Annotated in this window: 17 protein-coding genes and 1 pseudogene; 11 read left to right on the forward strand and 7 right to left on the reverse strand. The window is 62.3% G+C overall.

The genetic code is table 11. The features are described 5' to 3' along the window. The first annotated feature begins 13 nt into the window (after nucleotides 1-13). From HX881_RS09605 to garD, 3 genes are all read left to right on the forward strand, one after another. Nucleotides 14-1,459, forward strand: a complete 1,446-nt coding sequence (locus HX881_RS09605) for an aldehyde dehydrogenase family protein (protein ID WP_177084124.1) — start codon at nucleotides 14-16, stop codon at nucleotides 1,457-1,459. 98 nt (nucleotides 1,460-1,557) lie between these two features. Then, nucleotides 1,558-2,928: an MFS transporter gene (locus tag HX881_RS09610; protein WP_017123551.1), complete on the forward strand. Its 1,371-nt coding sequence runs from the start codon at nucleotides 1,558-1,560 to the stop codon at nucleotides 2,926-2,928. An 11-nt stretch (nucleotides 2,929-2,939) separates the two neighbouring features. Then, nucleotides 2,940-4,493, forward strand: coding sequence for a galactarate dehydratase (gene garD, locus HX881_RS09615; protein ID WP_177084126.1), 1,554 nt, complete (start codon nucleotides 2,940-2,942; stop codon nucleotides 4,491-4,493). A gap of 142 nt (nucleotides 4,494-4,635) precedes the next feature. On the opposite strand, the gene glsB is transcribed toward garD, so the two are convergent. Further along, complete coding sequence (glsB, locus tag HX881_RS09620; RefSeq protein WP_017123553.1) at nucleotides 4,636-5,544, reverse strand: glutaminase B; 909 nt, start codon at nucleotides 5,542-5,544, stop codon at nucleotides 4,636-4,638. A gap of 147 nt (nucleotides 5,545-5,691) precedes the next feature. On the opposite strand from glsB, the gene HX881_RS09625 reads away from it, so the two are divergent. Together HX881_RS09625 and HX881_RS09630 are read left to right on the forward strand one after the other, a co-directional pair. Next, on the forward strand, nucleotides 5,692-6,186 hold the full coding sequence (locus HX881_RS09625) for a hypothetical protein (protein WP_017123554.1): 495 nt from the start codon (nucleotides 5,692-5,694) through the stop codon (nucleotides 6,184-6,186). Nucleotides 6,187-6,248: 62 nt separating this feature from the next. Further along, the gene (locus HX881_RS09630) at nucleotides 6,249-6,536 is read left to right on the forward strand and encodes a PA4642 family protein (RefSeq protein ID WP_017123555.1); all 288 of its coding nucleotides are present in this window, start codon (nucleotides 6,249-6,251) and stop codon (nucleotides 6,534-6,536) included. A gap of 184 nt (nucleotides 6,537-6,720) precedes the next feature. On the opposite strand, the gene mqo is transcribed toward HX881_RS09630, so the two are convergent. Both mqo and HX881_RS09640 read right to left on the reverse strand, forming a co-directional pair. Continuing rightward, on the reverse strand, nucleotides 6,721-8,229 hold the full coding sequence (gene mqo / locus HX881_RS09635; RefSeq protein ID WP_103032576.1) for a malate dehydrogenase (quinone): 1,509 nt from the start codon (nucleotides 8,227-8,229) through the stop codon (nucleotides 6,721-6,723). A gap of 733 nt (nucleotides 8,230-8,962) precedes the next feature. Beyond that, nucleotides 8,963-9,196, reverse strand: coding sequence for a hypothetical protein (locus HX881_RS09640; RefSeq protein WP_017123557.1), 234 nt, complete (start codon nucleotides 9,194-9,196; stop codon nucleotides 8,963-8,965). Nucleotides 9,197-9,388: 192 nt separating this feature from the next. Between HX881_RS09640 and HX881_RS09645 the strand changes: the two genes are divergently transcribed. Continuing rightward, entirely contained in the window at nucleotides 9,389-9,973 is a 585-nt protein-coding gene (locus HX881_RS09645; protein ID WP_017123558.1) for a YajG family lipoprotein, read from the forward strand. Between the two features lie 69 nt (nucleotides 9,974-10,042). Here the strand turns inward: HX881_RS09645 and HX881_RS09650 are convergent, their stop codons facing one another. Further along, the gene (locus HX881_RS09650; RefSeq protein WP_017123559.1) at nucleotides 10,043-10,249 is read right to left on the reverse strand and encodes a hypothetical protein; all 207 of its coding nucleotides are present in this window, start codon (nucleotides 10,247-10,249) and stop codon (nucleotides 10,043-10,045) included. 205 nt (nucleotides 10,250-10,454) lie between these two features. Between HX881_RS09650 and HX881_RS09655 the strand changes: the two genes are divergently transcribed. Continuing rightward, nucleotides 10,455-10,742 carry a hypothetical protein gene (locus HX881_RS09655; protein ID WP_177084568.1) on the forward strand — a complete coding sequence of 96 codons (288 nt, stop codon included), beginning with the start codon at nucleotides 10,455-10,457 and terminating at the stop codon, nucleotides 10,740-10,742. A 15-nt stretch (nucleotides 10,743-10,757) separates the two neighbouring features. Here the strand turns inward: HX881_RS09655 and HX881_RS09660 are convergent, their stop codons facing one another. Then, nucleotides 10,758-11,924, reverse strand: coding sequence for a 1-acyl-sn-glycerol-3-phosphate acyltransferase (locus tag HX881_RS09660; RefSeq protein ID WP_042934271.1), 1,167 nt, complete (start codon nucleotides 11,922-11,924; stop codon nucleotides 10,758-10,760). Nucleotides 11,925-12,066: 142 nt separating this feature from the next. Here HX881_RS09660 and HX881_RS09665 point away from each other — a divergent pair, with 142 nt between their 5' ends. Genes HX881_RS09665 through HX881_RS09675 form a run of 3 tightly spaced genes read left to right on the forward strand, consistent with a single transcriptional unit; the run spans nucleotide 12,067 to nucleotide 13,176 of the window. Next, entirely contained in the window at nucleotides 12,067-12,249 is a 183-nt protein-coding gene (locus HX881_RS09665) for a CPXCG motif-containing cysteine-rich protein (RefSeq protein WP_017123562.1), read from the forward strand. 13 nt (nucleotides 12,250-12,262) lie between these two features. Continuing rightward, nucleotides 12,263-12,523 carry a putative signal transducing protein gene (locus HX881_RS09670; protein ID WP_017123563.1) on the forward strand — a complete coding sequence of 87 codons (261 nt, stop codon included), beginning with the start codon at nucleotides 12,263-12,265 and terminating at the stop codon, nucleotides 12,521-12,523. Nucleotides 12,524-12,555: 32 nt separating this feature from the next. Beyond that, nucleotides 12,556-13,176: an SOS response-associated peptidase gene (locus HX881_RS09675; RefSeq protein ID WP_017123564.1), complete on the forward strand. Its 621-nt coding sequence runs from the start codon at nucleotides 12,556-12,558 to the stop codon at nucleotides 13,174-13,176. A 28-nt stretch (nucleotides 13,177-13,204) separates the two neighbouring features. Here the strand turns inward: HX881_RS09675 and HX881_RS33170 are convergent, their stop codons facing one another. Both HX881_RS33170 and HX881_RS33175 read right to left on the reverse strand, forming a co-directional pair. Continuing rightward, nucleotides 13,205-14,047 carry a methyl-accepting chemotaxis protein gene (locus HX881_RS33170; RefSeq protein WP_425503503.1) on the reverse strand — a complete coding sequence of 281 codons (843 nt, stop codon included), beginning with the start codon at nucleotides 14,045-14,047 and terminating at the stop codon, nucleotides 13,205-13,207. A 15-nt stretch (nucleotides 14,048-14,062) separates the two neighbouring features. Continuing rightward, a pseudogene (locus HX881_RS33175) lies at nucleotides 14,063-15,406 on the reverse strand (methyl-accepting chemotaxis protein); the annotation flags it as partial. Between HX881_RS33175 and HX881_RS09685 the strand changes: the two are divergent. Next, on the forward strand, nucleotides 15,364-15,588 hold the full coding sequence (locus tag HX881_RS09685) for a hypothetical protein (RefSeq protein WP_146049124.1): 225 nt from the start codon (nucleotides 15,364-15,366) through the stop codon (nucleotides 15,586-15,588). The pseudogene HX881_RS33175 and the gene HX881_RS09685 overlap by 43 nt on opposite strands. The last annotated feature ends 18 nt before the right edge of the window (nucleotides 15,589-15,606 follow it).

Raw genomic sequence — 15,606 nt, forward strand, 5'->3', positions numbered from 1 at the left:
CTGGAGGTTTTCCGTGGCACAAGCAAAGCGTTTCGATAATTACATCGGCGGTGAATGGGTCGCCGGTGCCGAGTATTCGGCCAATATCAACCCGTCCGATCTGTCCGATGTCATCGGTGAGTACGCCAAGGCCGACCTGACCCAGGTCCAGGCAGCGATCGATGCCGCGCGCGCGGCGTTTCCCGCCTGGTCCACCTCGGGTATCCAGGCGCGCAGCGATGCCCTGGACAAGGTCGGTTCGGAGATCCTTGCCCGTCGCGAAGAGCTCGGCAACCTGCTGGCCCGGGAGGAGGGCAAGACCCTGCCGGAAGCCATCGGCGAAGTGTCCCGTGCCGGTAATATCTTCAAGTTCTTCGCTGGCGAATGCCTGCGCCTGTCGGGCGATTACCTGCCGTCGGTACGCCCCGGCGTGAATGTCGAAGTGACCCGCGAAGCCCTGGGCGTGGTTGGCCTGATCACACCGTGGAACTTCCCGATCGCGATTCCGGCGTGGAAGATCGCCCCGGCTCTGGCCTACGGCAACTGCGTGGTGCTCAAGCCCGCCGAACTGGTGCCGGGTTGTGCCTGGGCCCTGGCGGAAATCATCTCCCGCGCCGGCTTCCCGGCCGGTGTCTTCAACCTGGTGATGGGCAGCGGCCGCCTGGTCGGCGATGCCATGGTCAACAGCCCGAAGGTCGATGGCATCAGCTTCACCGGCTCCGTCGGCGTCGGCCGGCAGATCGCCGTCAACTGCGTGTCGCGCCAGGCCAAGGTGCAACTGGAGATGGGCGGCAAGAACCCGCAGATCATCCTGGATGACGCCGACCTCAAGCAGGCCGTCGAGCTGGCGGTGCAGAGCGCGTTCTACTCCACCGGCCAGCGCTGCACGGCGTCCAGCCGCCTGATCGTCACTGCCGGGATCCACGACAGATTCGTCGAAGCCATGGCCGAGCGCATGCGTTCGATCAAGGTCGGTCACGCCCTCAAGAGCGGTACCGACATTGGTCCGGTGGTGTCCCAGGCACAACTGGAGCAGGATCTGAGCTACATCGGCATCGGCCAGTCCGAAGGGGCGCGGCTGGTAGCTGGTGGTGAACTGGTGACCTGCGATACCGAAGGCTACTTCCTGGCGCCGACCCTGTTCGCCGACAGCGAAGCCTCGATGCGCATCAGCCGCGAAGAGATCTTCGGCCCGGTGGCCAATATCGTCCGCGTGGCGGATTACGAAGCGGCGCTGGAGATGGCCAACGATACCGAGTTCGGGCTGTCCGCCGGTATCGCCACCACCTCGTTGAAGTATGCCAACCACTTCAAGCGCCACTCCCAGGCCGGGATGGTGATGGTCAACCTGCCGACGGCGGGCGTGGATTATCACGTGCCGTTCGGCGGCCGCAAGGGATCGTCCTATGGTTCGCGCGAGCAGGGCCGCTACGCGCAGGAGTTCTACACGGTCGTGAAGACCAGCTACATCGGTTCGTAACGCGCTTTACCCGCACGGGGCTCTTGCCTGAGGCTCCGTGCGGTACATCCCTGAATGTTTTACCCGCGTAAAAAAATAAAGAGTGGGAGTACATCTACATGCAAGCGACCAAGCAGACTCACGTCCGCTATTTGATCCTGCTCATGCTGTTTCTGGTGACCACGATCAACTACGCCGACCGGGCCACCATCGCCATTGCCGGCTCCAGCCTGCAGAAAAGCCTCGGCATCGACGCCGTCACCCTCGGTTATATCTTCTCCGCCTTCGGCTGGGCCTACGTGCTCGGGCAGATCCCCGGCGGCTGGCTGCTCGACCGCTTCGGCTCGAAGAAGGTCTATGCCCTGAGCATCTTCACCTGGTCACTGTTCACTGTGCTGCAAGGTTATGTCGGCGAATTCGGCGTCTCCACCGCCGTGGTTGCGCTGTTCATGCTGCGTTTCCTGGTGGGCCTGGCCGAGGCGCCGTCCTTTCCCGGCAACGCGCGCATCGTCGCCGCCTGGTTCCCGACCGCCGAACGCGGCACGGCCTCGGCCATCTTCAACTCGGCGCAATATTTCGCCACGGTGTTGTTCGCACCGCTGATGGGCTGGATCGTCTACACCTTCGGCTGGCAGCATGTGTTCGTGGTGATGGGCGGTGTCGGTATCGTGTTCTCGCTGATCTGGCTGAAAGTTATCCACAGCCCGCGCCAGCACCCGCTGATCAACCAGGCCGAGTTCGACCACATCGCTGAAAACGGCGGCATGGTCGACATGGACCAGGACAAGGGCAAGGGCGCCGGCAATGGTCCGAAATGGGACTACGTCCGCCAGTTGCTGACCAACCGCATGATGCTCGGTGTCTACCTGGGCCAGTACTGCATCAACGGCATCACCTACTTCTTCCTGACCTGGTTCCCGGTGTACCTGGTACAGGAGCGTGGCATGACCATCCTCAAGGCCGGCTTCATCGCCTCGTTGCCGGCGATCTGCGGCTTTATCGGCGGCGTGCTCGGCGGGATCATCTCCGACTACCTGTTGCGCAAGGGCCACTCCCTGACCTTCGCCCGCAAGGCACCGATCATCGGCGGGTTGCTGCTGTCGACCACGATCGTCGCCTGTAACTATGTCGACATCGAATGGATGGTCGTGGGCTTCATGGCCCTGGCGTTCTTCGGCAAGGGGGTCGGCGCACTGGGCTGGGCGGTGGTGTCCGATACTTCACCGAAACAGATCGCTGGTCTCAGCGGTGGCCTGTTCAATATGTTCGGTAACATTGCCTCCATCACCACGCCGATCGTGATCGGCTACATCATCAGTTCCACCGGTTCCTTCAAATGGGCACTGGTGTTCGTCGGCGCCAATGCGCTGGTGGCGGTGATCAGCTACCTGGTGATCGTCGGTGAAATCAAGCGTGTCGAATTGCGCGAGCCGCCCGCCGGCCCGAAGCATGATGCGCAACCCCAGCACCTGTCCCAAGCGCATTCCTGAGGAGCGGCTTCATGCAGTTGATTGAACATTCCGACTCGCCGCGCTCTATCCGCCTGCACCCGCGGGATAACGTGGTGATCGTGGTCAACGACCAGGGCGTACCGGCCGGCACCGCTTTCGCGGACGGCCTGGTGACCGTCGAGCACATTCCCCAGAGTCACAAGGTGACCCTGGTGGATATCGCCGAAGGCGGCGAAGTGATTCGCTATGGCCAGACCATCGGCTATGCCCTGCAAGCGATCCCGCGCGGCAGTTGGGTCAAGGAAGACCAGTTGCGCATGCCGACCGCGCCGCCACTGGACAGCCTGCCCTTGTCCACCGACGTGCCGCCGGCCCAGGCCCCCCTGGAGGGCTTTACCTTCGAGGGTTATCGCAACGCGGACGGTACGGTCGGCACGCGCAATATCCTCGGCATCACCACGACCGTGCAGTGCGTGACCGGTGTGCTGGACCATGCGGTCAAGCGCATCAAGGATGAACTGCTGCCCAAGTACCCCCATGTCGATGATGTGGTGGCGCTGACCCACAGCTACGGCTGCGGCGTGGCGATCACGGCGACCGATGCCTATATCCCGATCCGTACCGTGCGCAACCTGGCGCGCAATCCGAACCTGGGCGGTGAAGCCCTGGTGATCAGCCTGGGCTGCGAGAAGCTGCAGGCCGGGCAGGTGATGCATGAAGGCGACAGTTCGGTGGACCTGAGCGAGCCCTGGCTCTATCGCCTCCAGGACTCTAGCCATGGGTTCACCGAGATGATCGAGCAGATCATGGAACTGGCCGAAACCCGCCTGAAGAAGCTCGACCAGCGTCGCCGGGAAACCGTGCCGGCGTCGGAGCTGATCCTGGGCATGCAGTGCGGCGGCAGCGATGCGTTTTCCGGGATCACCGCCAACCCGGCATTGGGCTATGCGTCCGACCTGCTGCTGCGGGCCGGGGCGACGGTGATGTTTTCCGAAGTCACCGAAGTCCGTGATGCCATCTACCTGCTGACCTCACGAGCAGAGAGCCTGCCGGTGGCCGAGGCGCTGGTGCGCGAGATGGACTGGTACGACCGTTACCTGGCCAAGGGCGAGGCCGATCGCAGCGCCAACACCACGCCGGGCAACAAGAAGGGTGGCCTGTCGAATATCGTCGAGAAGTCCCTGGGGTCGATCGTCAAGTCCGGCAGCAGCGCGATCAATGGCGTGCTGGGCCCGGGCGAGCGCTTTACCCACAAGGGCCTGATCTTCTGCGCGACACCGGCCAGCGACTTTGTCTGTGGCACCTTGCAGCTGGCGGCGGGGATGAACCTGCATGTGTTCACCACCGGGCGCGGTACGCCGTATGGGCTGGCGATGGCGCCGGTGGTCAAGGTCTCGACCCGGACCGAGCTGGCGCAGCGCTGGCCGGACCTGATCGATATCGATGCCGGGCGTATCGCCACCGGACGGGCGACCATCGAGGAACTGGGCTGGGAGTTGTTCCATTACTACCTGGATGTCGCCAGCGGCAAGCAGCAGACCTGGGCCGAGCGGCACAAGCTGCATAACGACATTACGTTGTTCAACCCCGCGCCGATTACCTGAGTCTTCGATTGATCGTTCCCACGCTCCGCGTGGGAACGATCATCCTGTGGGAGCCGGCTTGCTGGCGATAGCGGTGTATCAGGCGACAACAATGTCGACTGCCCGATCGCAATCGCCAGCAAGCCGGCTCCCACAGGGGGCTTCAGAACACCGACCAACCAATGCGCTGGCTCAGCAGTTCCAGCGCCGCCATGCCCACCAGCGAATTACCGGCGGCGTTCAGTTCCGGCGCCCAGACGCACACGGTAAAGCGCCCCGGCACTACCGCGACAATCCCGCCACCCACTCCGCTCTTGCCCGGCAAACCGACCCGATAGGCGAAGTTGCCGGCCTCGTCGTACAGCCCGCTGGTGGCCATGATCGAATTGACCTGCTGGGTCTGGCGTGGTGTCAGGATCTGCTCGCCGCTGTGCTTGCAGAAGCCATCGTTGGCCAGGAAGCAGAAGGCCCGGGCCAGGTCGATGCAGTTCATGCGCAGCGCGCAGTGGCTGAAATAGCTGCGCAGCACCGCTTCCACATCGTTGTGAAAGTTGCCGAACGACTGCATCAGGTAGGCCATGGCCGCGTTGCGCGCGCGGTGCTGGTATTCCGACTCGGCCACCTTGCCGTCGACCATCACCTGCATATTGCCGGACAGCCGCCGGACGAAGTCGCGCATCGACAGCGCCGGGGCGGCGAAACGCGACTGGTTGATGTCGCAGATCACCAGCGCGCCGGCGTTGATGAACGGATTGCGTGGCCGTCCGCGTTCGAATTCCAGCTGCACCAGCGAGTTGAACGGCTGCCCCGAGGGCTCGTGGCCCAGGCGTTCCCAGATGGCCTCGCCGGAATGGTTGATCGCCTGGACCAGGCTGAACACCTTGGAAATACTCTGGATCGAAAAGGGCGTCTGCGCGTCGCCGGCGTAGAACACCTCGCCGTCGTTGCTGTACACGGCAACACCCAGTTGATTGCCCGGCACATCGGCCAGCGCCGGGATGTAATTGGCCACCTTGCCCTGGCCGATCAGGGGCCGGACTTCATCGAGGATCTCGTTCAACAGCGCTTGCATGCTCGGGCTCGCAGTCACTTCCCGCGGGGTCGCAGGACTACATGCTGCTAGACGCCGGGCAGGGGATCGGGAGCACAGTTTTTGTTGTCGAAGAAGCGTCGCGGGTCTCTGTGCTAGAGTGCCCGGCCATGCGTTCTGGAGCCTGTCATGACCCTTTCGATGCGTAGCGCCGTGACCTTGTTGATGCTCGCCGGCCTGCCCCTGGCGGCCGAAGCCGCGCCGGGCGCGCCCATGCACGGGCAGTATCTGCCGCCGGACGACCTGTCGCTGCGTGGCGAGGAGCCCGAGCAACAGCAACTGCTGCAAGTCACCGAGTATTCGGTGGTGGTCGGCAACCAGCGCCAGTCCAACCAGCAGCCGATTCCGGTCACCTCGCCATTGCTGTTGCGCCTCAAGGGCAAGCCCCTGAGCAAGGGGGCCACCATCAGCCAGGTGCTGATCAGCTTCGACGGCGAAAGCAAAAGCCTGAAGAAACCGATGTTCGACGAGCAGAGCAAGACCCTCAACCTGTATTACCCGCTGACCCAGTACCGGGTGGTCATGGACCTGCTGCGCAACGACACGGTGTATTGCCAGTTCCTCACCTACGCCAACGGGCACATCTGGGCCGACCTGCATACCGGATCAGTTCGTACTCGTTGAGAGCGGAGCAGATGCGGGGGTAAACTGCCCGCCCCGTGTAATGTCTGTGGCTGGAGCCGGTAATGCGCAAAGATAAGAAACAGGTGATTGGTGACGAGATCGGCGACGCGCAGATCAAGTTGTTCCTCGACTTCGAGCCGGTCGATGCGACTTCGCCGTCCCTGCACAAGCTGATCAAGGCCTATCGTGGCCTGCGGATCGACGATTTCGAGCGTTTCCTGGTGTTCTTCAAGGAGGCCGGTTATGACCTCGACGGCAAGGATGAGCATGGCCAGGACTTCGTCGCCCTGATCCAGGACCAGCGCAACGCCCCTGACTACATCGAGCTGATCAACAACGCCCGCGGCTGATAGCTGTTCTCCAGGCGCCACGCAATCTGTGGGAGCCTGGCTTGCCAGCGAAGCTTCTGGCGATCCTGCGATCCCCTTCGCTGGCAAGCCAGGCTCCTACAGGGGCGTTTGCAGAATAGTGTCCAGCCAAAAAAACGCCCCGCTCTTCAATCGAAGAGCGGGGCGTTTTTCATGGGCGATGACCTCAGGCGTAGCTTTCGGTCTCGCTGCTTGGCTCCACCAGCTCGAGGCTGATGTTGTTCCGGCTGTTGATCTGGCGATACAGCGCCGCGTCGGTTTCGAGGACCTTTTCCCGGGCCGGGAAGATTTCCTGGAGCTTGGCAGCCCATTCACCCCTGGCTTTTTCCGGGAAGCAGCGCTCGATCAGTTCCAGCATGATCGACACGGTGACCGAAGCACCCGGCGAGGCGCCGAGCAGGGCAGCCAGCGAGCCGTCCTTGGCCGCGACCAGTTCGGTGCCGAACTGCAGCACGCCGCCTTTCTTCGGGTCTTTCTTGATGATCTGCACCCGTTGGCCGGCCACTTCCAGGCGCCAGTCCTCGGCTTTGGCTTCCGGGTAGAAGCGACGCAGGGATTCCAGGCGCTGCTCCATCGACTGCATCACTTCGCTGATCAGGTACTTGGTCAGGTCCATGTTGTCGCGGGCCACGGCCAGCATCGGGCCGATGTTGCCGGCGCGTACCGACAACGGCAGGTCCATCAGCGAGCCGTGCTTGAGGAACTTGGTGGTGAAACCGGCATAGGGTCCGAACAGCAGGGATTTCTTGCCATCCACCACCCGGGTGTCCAGGTGCGGCACGGACATCGGCGGCGAACCCACGGCGGCCTGGCTGTAGACCTTGGCCTGGTGGTGCTTGACCACTTCCGGGTTGTCGCAACGCAGCCACTGGCCGCTGACCGGGAAGCCGCCGAAGCCCTTGCTTTCCTCGATGCCCGAAGCCTGCAGCAGGGGCAGGGCGGCACCGCCGGCGCCGAGGAAGACGAACTTCGCGTCGACTTCACGGCTGTTGCCGCTGTTCACGTCCTTGATGCTCACGGTCCAGCCGGCGCCGTTGCGCTTGAGACCGGTCACGCGCTTGCAGTACTTGACCTGGGCATCCGGGGCGCTGGTCAGGTGCTTGAGCAACTGGTTGGTCAGGGCACCGAAGTTGACGTCGGTGCCTTTCATCACGCGGGTCGCGGCGATCGGCTCGTCGGCCGGGCGGCCCGGCATCATCAGCGGCATCCACTCGGCCATCTTCGCGCGGTCTTCGGTGTACTCCATCTCGGCGAAGGCATGGTGCTGGTGCAGCACTTCGAAGCGCTTCTTCAGGAAGGCAATGCCCTTGTCGCCCTGGACGAAGCTCAGGTGCGGCACCGGGCTGATGAACGACTTGCACGAACCGAAGGTGCCTTTCTGCGCCAGGTAGGCCCAGAACTGCTTCGACACCTCGAACTGGGTGTTGATGTGCACGGCTTTCTTGATGTCGACGGAACCGTCGGCGGCCTGTGGCGTGTAGTTCAACTCGCACAGCCCGGCGTGGCCGGTCCCGGCGTTGTTCCACGGGTTGGAACTCTCCGCGGCACCCGAATCCATCAGCTCAACGACTTCCAGCTTGATACCGGGGTCGAGCTCTTTGAGCAGCACCGCAAGGGTGGCACTCATGATGCCGGCCCCAACCAGGACCACATCGACTGCTTCGTTATGCGCCATTAACGCGTCTCCAAAATCTGCAGCACCACATTGACGGCATGGCCGCCAGGAATTGACCGGGCTCAAGCAGCCCGAGGTCACTCATGGCCAGGTTCGCCATGTCCGATTCTTCGCAATTTTTTGCAACTTCAGCGGACGCTGTCGGTGGGCTTGAGGTGCGTATGAACGCATTTCAGGCGACCTCCGGCAATTCGACTTATGGTCGAGAGCATCCGATCGTGCAACCAAATCCGTGAGCGGACAGGCTTCAGGCACCTGTCCGGGAATATCGGGTCCTGTGTGATTGAGTCGTTGAGGACGCTGATGGTGCATTTCCAGACGCAAAACTTTTCATTTGCTCGCCACACTCTCGTGAAGTAGTGAATACCCGTTTTTTCACGCTCTTTTGAAGACGTGAACCTCAAAAAAGGGCTGCCGCAGCCTGTCACCGGACCCGCGAAGCAAATGCCGGCCGGGAAACGAGGCTGGCGTACGGGCAAACAGCTCAGTGAACGAGCGCAAGGGCAGCTCTGGCAGATTCGGTAAAAACGGTGGTTTGCAGGTGTGACAGCAAGCCCGCCGACTTCACTCGATCTGTGTGGGCGGCTCTCTGTGGGCGGTGCGGGGGAGCTAATGCCGGGGCATTAACGATGCTGCGAGGCCCGATCAGGAGACGTCCTTATAATCGGGGGGAGATTGTAACTAAGAATCGCGCAGAAATGATCCTGTTAAATGACTTTTATTAGCCGTCCGGTCAGATGGTCAACGGCTGGGGGCGGCGCGAGTGTCGTACGCGCGGGCTGACACGGGCACTGGCGGGCAATGGCTGGTGCAGCCAGACCAGGCGGATTTCCTCGATTTCCACCCAGCCGTCGCCCATCGGCGGCAGCTCGCACTGCTTGAAGGCCTGGCAGCGACCGTCGGCTCCCAGCAGGGCGAAACTGCGATGGGGCTTGCGCGGGAAGAACAGATACCAGAGAAATTCCATGGCGGAGAGCCTTTGATGGAGAATTGTCACAAGCTTGATACGCAAGCATTACGTGCAAATGTAGTTCATATGAATACCTTGTGACATGAACGCTTCCTGAACGAAGGGCAAGTCGGTGGGGTGTCTGGTGGCTGGGCCGGGCGCACGGCTATACTGCTGACCTGATTGTGCCTAGTCCTTGGAGAGATGAGCATGTTGCAACGCCTGTTGTTCGGTTTGATCACTGTGACCAGTCTGACCTTGGTCGGCTGTGCCAACAGCCCCCAGCAGCTCAGCCCGCAACCCAAGCTCACCACCCAGCTGGCGCCGGTGGGCCATGGTCAGCAGGTGGTGGTGAGGGTCGTCGATGGCCGTCGTTCGCCGGTACTGGGAACCCGCGGTGGCCTGTACCCTGAAACCAGCGCCATCACCGTCCAGGGCGCCGATATCGTGCCCAAGCTCCAGGCCCAGGCCGAAGCCGCCGTGCGCCTGCTGGGCTATACCCCGACGCCCAACGCGGTAAACGCCCCGAGCCTGACCGTGACCCTGTCGGACCTGACCTATCAGTCGCCCAAGGACTCCACGTATGTGACCGAGGCGACCATCGGTGCCAACTTCCGCTCCGACGTGACCAACGCCAACCAGCGCTACAGCGGCCAGTACGGTGCGTCGCTGAACCAGCGTTTCGGCATGGCGCCCAATGAAGAAACCAACACCAAGCTGATCAGCGACGTGCTCAGCGATGCGCTGACCCGGGTCTTCAAGGACCCGAGCATCGGTCGCTTGCTGGGCCAGTAATTTCCGGTCCGAATCCGGCAAACGAAAAACCCGGCCTGCATGGCCGGGTTTTTTTATGCCCGCCTGAAGTCACGCGGCTTCGACGTAGAAGTCCAGCAGGCTCACGCCGGTCGTCAGGTCGGTTTCGGGCAGGTCGGCGTGCTGGTGGCCGCCGAGGGCGCAATAGACCAGCCAGTGACGGTCCTGGACGTTGAACGACATGGCGTCCACCAGGGCTTCCTGTTCATCGCTGGGGGCGATCAGGTAAAGGCGATCCTGGTTCTCTGCGTGCAGCATGACAAGCTCCGTGGCGGTATCGAGGTGCGACAGACTGGCTTGTTAAGGTGACGTTCAGGTGACAGTGGCGATTAACCCGTAAATTGTACGGTACCGGACACAATAAATTGTCATGTGTGGGTGATTCGATACCCGGGCGTGTCGCGAACGGCCATCCGCCGCTTGCTTCGTGGTCCGAAAGGCGCTGGCTATCCGAGGGTTCATGATGTCGCTGCATTTGATCTTGAGCGGTTTTGCAGGTCATCCGGGCAAGTGGCTCAATCTGTTTGCCTTGTTGCTGGCCTGTCCGGGGGCGTGGTTGTTGCAGATTACCCGCCGCCGTGAGCAGCGGGCCCTGGAAAACCTGGAGATGCAGAGCGAGGGGCGGTCGATCGAGCAGCCGATGCTGCTGCTCGATGCCCGGGTGCTGCGGGCGAACCGGTTTTTCTATCGGTTCGGCTTTGCCTGCCTGGGCGTGGCGCTGCTGCTGTCCTGGCTCAGCACCCGACTCTGACGGCCTGGCTGCCGGTCAGAGTGCCAGTCCGGCCTTTACCCGGTACTGATTGCGCACCGGCGTCGCGTACTGTTGCACCAGGTACGGGCGATGTTCCGCCGGGCAGGCATCCAGGCGGCTTTGCCACTCCGCCTGGGCCTTGGCCAACTCCTCGGCGGGAAACAGCGCAGCGGCCGCGGGTACCTGCAATTGCGGGTCGGCATCGTTCCATTGGGCATACGCCAGGTAATGCACCGGGAACAACCGATAGCCACCGAGGATCTGCCGGTCCATTTCCTGGGCCAGCACCTTGGTGTCCTCGAACGCCCCGGTCAGCGGTGCGGCGAAGTTCACATGCACCCGGCCCTTGTAGCCGGTGATGCCCTTGGCAATGCTCACGTCATCCTCGCCCGGTGCCTTGCTGTAGGTGCCGGTAGTGGCGCGGATATACAGCTCGCGGGCCTTGGCCTGGTCGCAAGGGTCGTATTCGTAGCTGATCGAGACCGGTGTCAGGTTCAGCGAGCGGATGACTTCGGCGAAGGGCTCGTCCTTGCGACTCATATGGAACATTTTCAGGATCGCCGACTCGGTGCGGTCGTCACCATCCTTGGCGCGACCTTCGGCCTGGGCGATCCAGATCGACTGGCAGTCGTTGCGGATCGAATGATTGATATAGGCCGACAGCAGTTGATAGGCCGCCATCTTTTCGCGTCGCCCGGTGATCGAGCGGTGCACGATAAAACTCTTGTTCAGACGCATCAGGTCGCTGACGAACGGCTTCTGCAGCAGGTTGTCACCGATGGCGATACGCGGTGTCGGCAGGCCGGCGTGGTACACGGCATAGTTGACGAAGGCCGGATCCATCACGATGTCGCGGTGATTGGCCAGGAACAGGTAGGCGCTGCCGGACTTGAACTGCTCGACCCCGGTATAGGTCACCCCGTCGGTGGCCCGTTCGATGGTGTTGTCGACGTAGACCTCGATCTTGTCCTGCAGGGTCGCCACGCATTTCACGTCGGCGAACTCACGACGCAGCCGATAGGCGATCAGGGGCCTGAGCAGCCAGCCGAAGGCCTCGGCCAGGCGTGGGAAGCGGAAGTGCGTGAGAATATCTAGAAACGCCTTGTCGCCGAGCAACCGGGCCAGCACGGCTGGCACCTCGGAGTCGTCGTAAGGTCGGATGGCATCGAATTCGCCCATCATGCTCTCTTGTTAGAAACGGCTAGGGTAAGTAGAGGTTTGAGTGATAAATAACAAAGCCCGATCTGAAAAATAAAGCCCAGACAAAAAATTAGCCCTGCAAATAGACCGGCGATTATACGCACAAGTCACTTCGGAGGCCGCGATGCTGGAAACTGAGTACTACTCATGCCCCTACTGTGGTGAAGAGGCCGAGGCCGTGCTGGATTTGTCCGGCGGGGACCAGACCTACATCGAGGATTGCCCGGTGTGCTGCCGGCCGATCGTTTTCAACCTGCAGACCGACGGTCAGGAATGGATGCTCGACGTTCACAGTGAGAACGAGTGATGAGGGCGCCCGGATGCAACGAATCTACGAGCCGGAAAACCTGATGGAGGGCGAGCTGCTGCAAGGCATGCTCGCCAGCGAAGGGGTACAGGCGCATCTGGTGGGGCGCGACCTGCTGGGCGGAGCCGGGGAGTTGCCGGTATTCGGCTTGCTGGCCCTGGCGGTGGAGAATGATCAGGCACAATACGCACGCGAGCTGATCGCCGCGTACAATGCCGCGCTGCCGCTGCCCGGCGATGAACCGGAGAGTTTTCCCGACGTGCTGCTCTGCTAGCCGCGTCTTTCCATGAAGAGTCGTTTTGCCCCATGTGTGGACGTTTTGCCCTGTTTCGCTGGAACCCCGCCTTCGCGGCCTTGCCCGGCTTCCCCGCCGACCAGCAGGCGCAGTGGAACATTTCGCCCAACGATTCGGTGCTGATCCTGCGGGCGCCGACCGGCCAGCGTGAACTGGCGCGCGCGCGCTGGGGCCTGACACCGCCGTGGCTGACCGACCTGTCGCGCACGCCGGCCCATGCCCGGGCCGAAACCGTGGCCGAACAACCGATGTTTCGCCAGGCGTTTCGCGAGCGCCGTTGCCTGTTGCCGGCCAATGGCTTCTATGAGTGGCGTGGAACACAGCGCAAGCGCCCCTACTGGCTGACGCCGGCGGAAGGTTCGAGCCTGTTCTTTGCGGCGATCTGGGAAGCCTACCCGGTGCAGGAGCAGGTCTGGCTGAGCACTGCGGTGGTGACACAACCGGCGGCGAGCCAGCGGCGACCGCTGATTCTCGATGCCGAGGGGCAGGCAGCGTGGCTGGCGCCGGACACGCCGTTGCACGATCTGCAGGCCTTGCTGGCCAGCCCCCAGGCGCCGTTGCGCGAACGGCTGCTGGCCAACCTGGTGAATGATCCGAAGCTCAATGCGCCGGAGTGCCTGACGCCAGGCTGAGTGCGGGTGACGCATCCAGCCCCTGCAACTACACCTTGAACTGATTGATCAGGCGTCGCTGCTGTTCCGCCAGCTTGGTCAGTTGCGCACTGGCCGCGCTGGACTCATCGGCACCGCCCGCCACTTCATTGGCCACCTGACCGATATTGATCACGTTGCGGTTGATATCGTCGGCCACCGCGCTCTGTTCCTCGGCAGCGCTGGCGATCTGGGTGTTCATGTCGTTGATCACCGACACCGCCTGGGTAATGGTTTCCAGGGCCTGGGCGGCCTTGGCCGCGTGTTGCACGCTTTCATCGGTCTTGTTCTGGCTGTCCTCCATGACCTTGACCACTTCGCGGGTGCCTTGCTGCAACTGCTGGATCATCGACTGGATTTCTTCGGTCGCCTGCTGGGTCTTCTGGGCGAGGTTGCGGACCTCGTCGGCCACCACGGCAAAGCCGCGACCCTGTTCCCCGGCCCGGGCCGCCTCGATCGCCGCGTTGAGCGCCAGCAGGTTGGTCTGTTCGGCAATCCCGCGGATGGCGATCAGGATCGCGTTGATGTTCTCGCTGTCCTTGGCCAGGGTCTGGACCACACCCACCGCGCGGCCTATTTCCACGGCGAGGGCGCCGATGGAGGTGGACGTGTCGCGCACGATGCGCATGCCGTCGCTGGCGGCCATGTCCGCATGGCTGGCTGCCTGGGCCGCCTGGGTCGCATTGCGGGCCACGTCCTGGGCGGTGGCGGTCATTTCCTGCACGGCGGTGGCGACCTGGTCGATCTCGGCCATCTGCTTGTGCACGCCCTGGTTGGTGCGGATCGCGATATCGGCGGTATGCTCGGAGGAATCGCTGACGCTCTGCACCGACGTCACCACCTGGGTGATCATCGCCTGCAGCTTGATCAGGAAGGTGTTGAAGCCCTTGGCGATGGAACCGAGTTCGTCGGCACGATCGCTGGTCAGGCGACGGGTCAGGTCACCTTCGCCCTGGGCGATATCGTCGAGCATGGCGACCATCTGCTTCAGCGGCCGGGCGATTCCGTGACCCACCAGCCAGATCACCAGCAGGCCCAGCCCGGCGATGACCAGACCGACCACCGCCATGCCGAACACATCGGCCTTGCGCTGGTCGTTCAGGTCGCCCTGGAGTTTCTGCAGGTCGGCCATCACCGCGTTCAGCGGCAGTTGCATCATCAGGGTCCAGCGGGCATCGCTCTGGCCGATGCCGAAGGGCAGGTACAGCTCGATCAGGCCCTTGGCCTTGTCGACGTTATAAGTGACTTCGCCACGATTGAGCTTGCCCATGGTCGCGACTTTTTCGGCATCGAGGATATCGCTGACTTTCTCGCCGAACTTGCTCGGGTCCTTGGTATAGGCGACCAGGCGGCCGTTGGTGCCCACCAGGGCCATGTTGCCGGCACCACCGTAGAGTTTCTGGTTGGCCGCCACCAGCATGTCCTGGATGAAGTTCACCGACAGGTCGGCACCGACGATGCCCTGGAACGCGCCATTGAGCATGATCGGCTCGATAAAGGAGGCGAGCATCACCATCTTGTCGCCGACCTTGTACGGAGCCGGATCGATCACGCAGGTCTTGTGGGTTTCCTTGGAGCACAGGTAGTACTCGCTGGCGCGTATGCCGGTGGAAAGGACCTTCTGGTCATCGACATCCACCAGGGTCGAGAAGCCGAGGCTGCCGTCGTCGTTGCGGAACCACCAGGGCAGGAAGCGACCGTCTTTCGCGGCCCCGGCCTTGGTGTTGTCGAGATAGGCGGCATCGTTGTGATCCAGGGCGTTCTTTTCCCAGCCGATATAGGCGCCGAGCACTTTCGGGTTCTGCTGGACGTTTTCCTTGATCAGGCTGATCAGTTGCTCACGGCTGACGCTCAGTACCGGTTTGCCATCGGCGTCGTTGGTGCCGATCAACGCGTTGACGCGCACCAGGCCGCCGGCGATCAGCAGCGGCGCTTCGAGTTCACGCTGGATCTGGCTGACCTGGGTCCTGGCCAGGGCGTTGAGACGCTGTTCGATCACCTGCTCGAACTGTTCCTGGGTGCGCTGCTGCACCATGTCCTGGGTCTTGGCCCCGGATAACAAGGCATAGACCACGAGGGCGGCGACCACGCTGAGGACAATGGCCCCGGCCAGTGCGGCGACGGAAAACTGAATCGACTTGAATTTCATGAGGGCTCCGGACGCAAGGAATGACGTCTGCCATGCTGTATCGGCTGGGCGTTCGGCGGGCATTAGGGAGCCTGCGGGAAATGGCTGTTTTGGATGTGCCCATGTCGCAAATGGATATGTCGCCGGGCTCGACGGGCCGTGGGATGGCGTTGATCGTGAATTTTTTCCTACAGATGTTTGAGGTTCGTCTGAAATCCGGGACTACAGATGGTTTGTATCTGGCGTTGATACAAATCACCGCCTAGGATAGCCGGCAGTTTTCA

This window comes from Pseudomonas gingeri (assembly GCF_013386115.1).
Lineage (GTDB): Bacteria > Pseudomonadota > Gammaproteobacteria > Pseudomonadales > Pseudomonadaceae > Aquipseudomonas > Aquipseudomonas gingeri.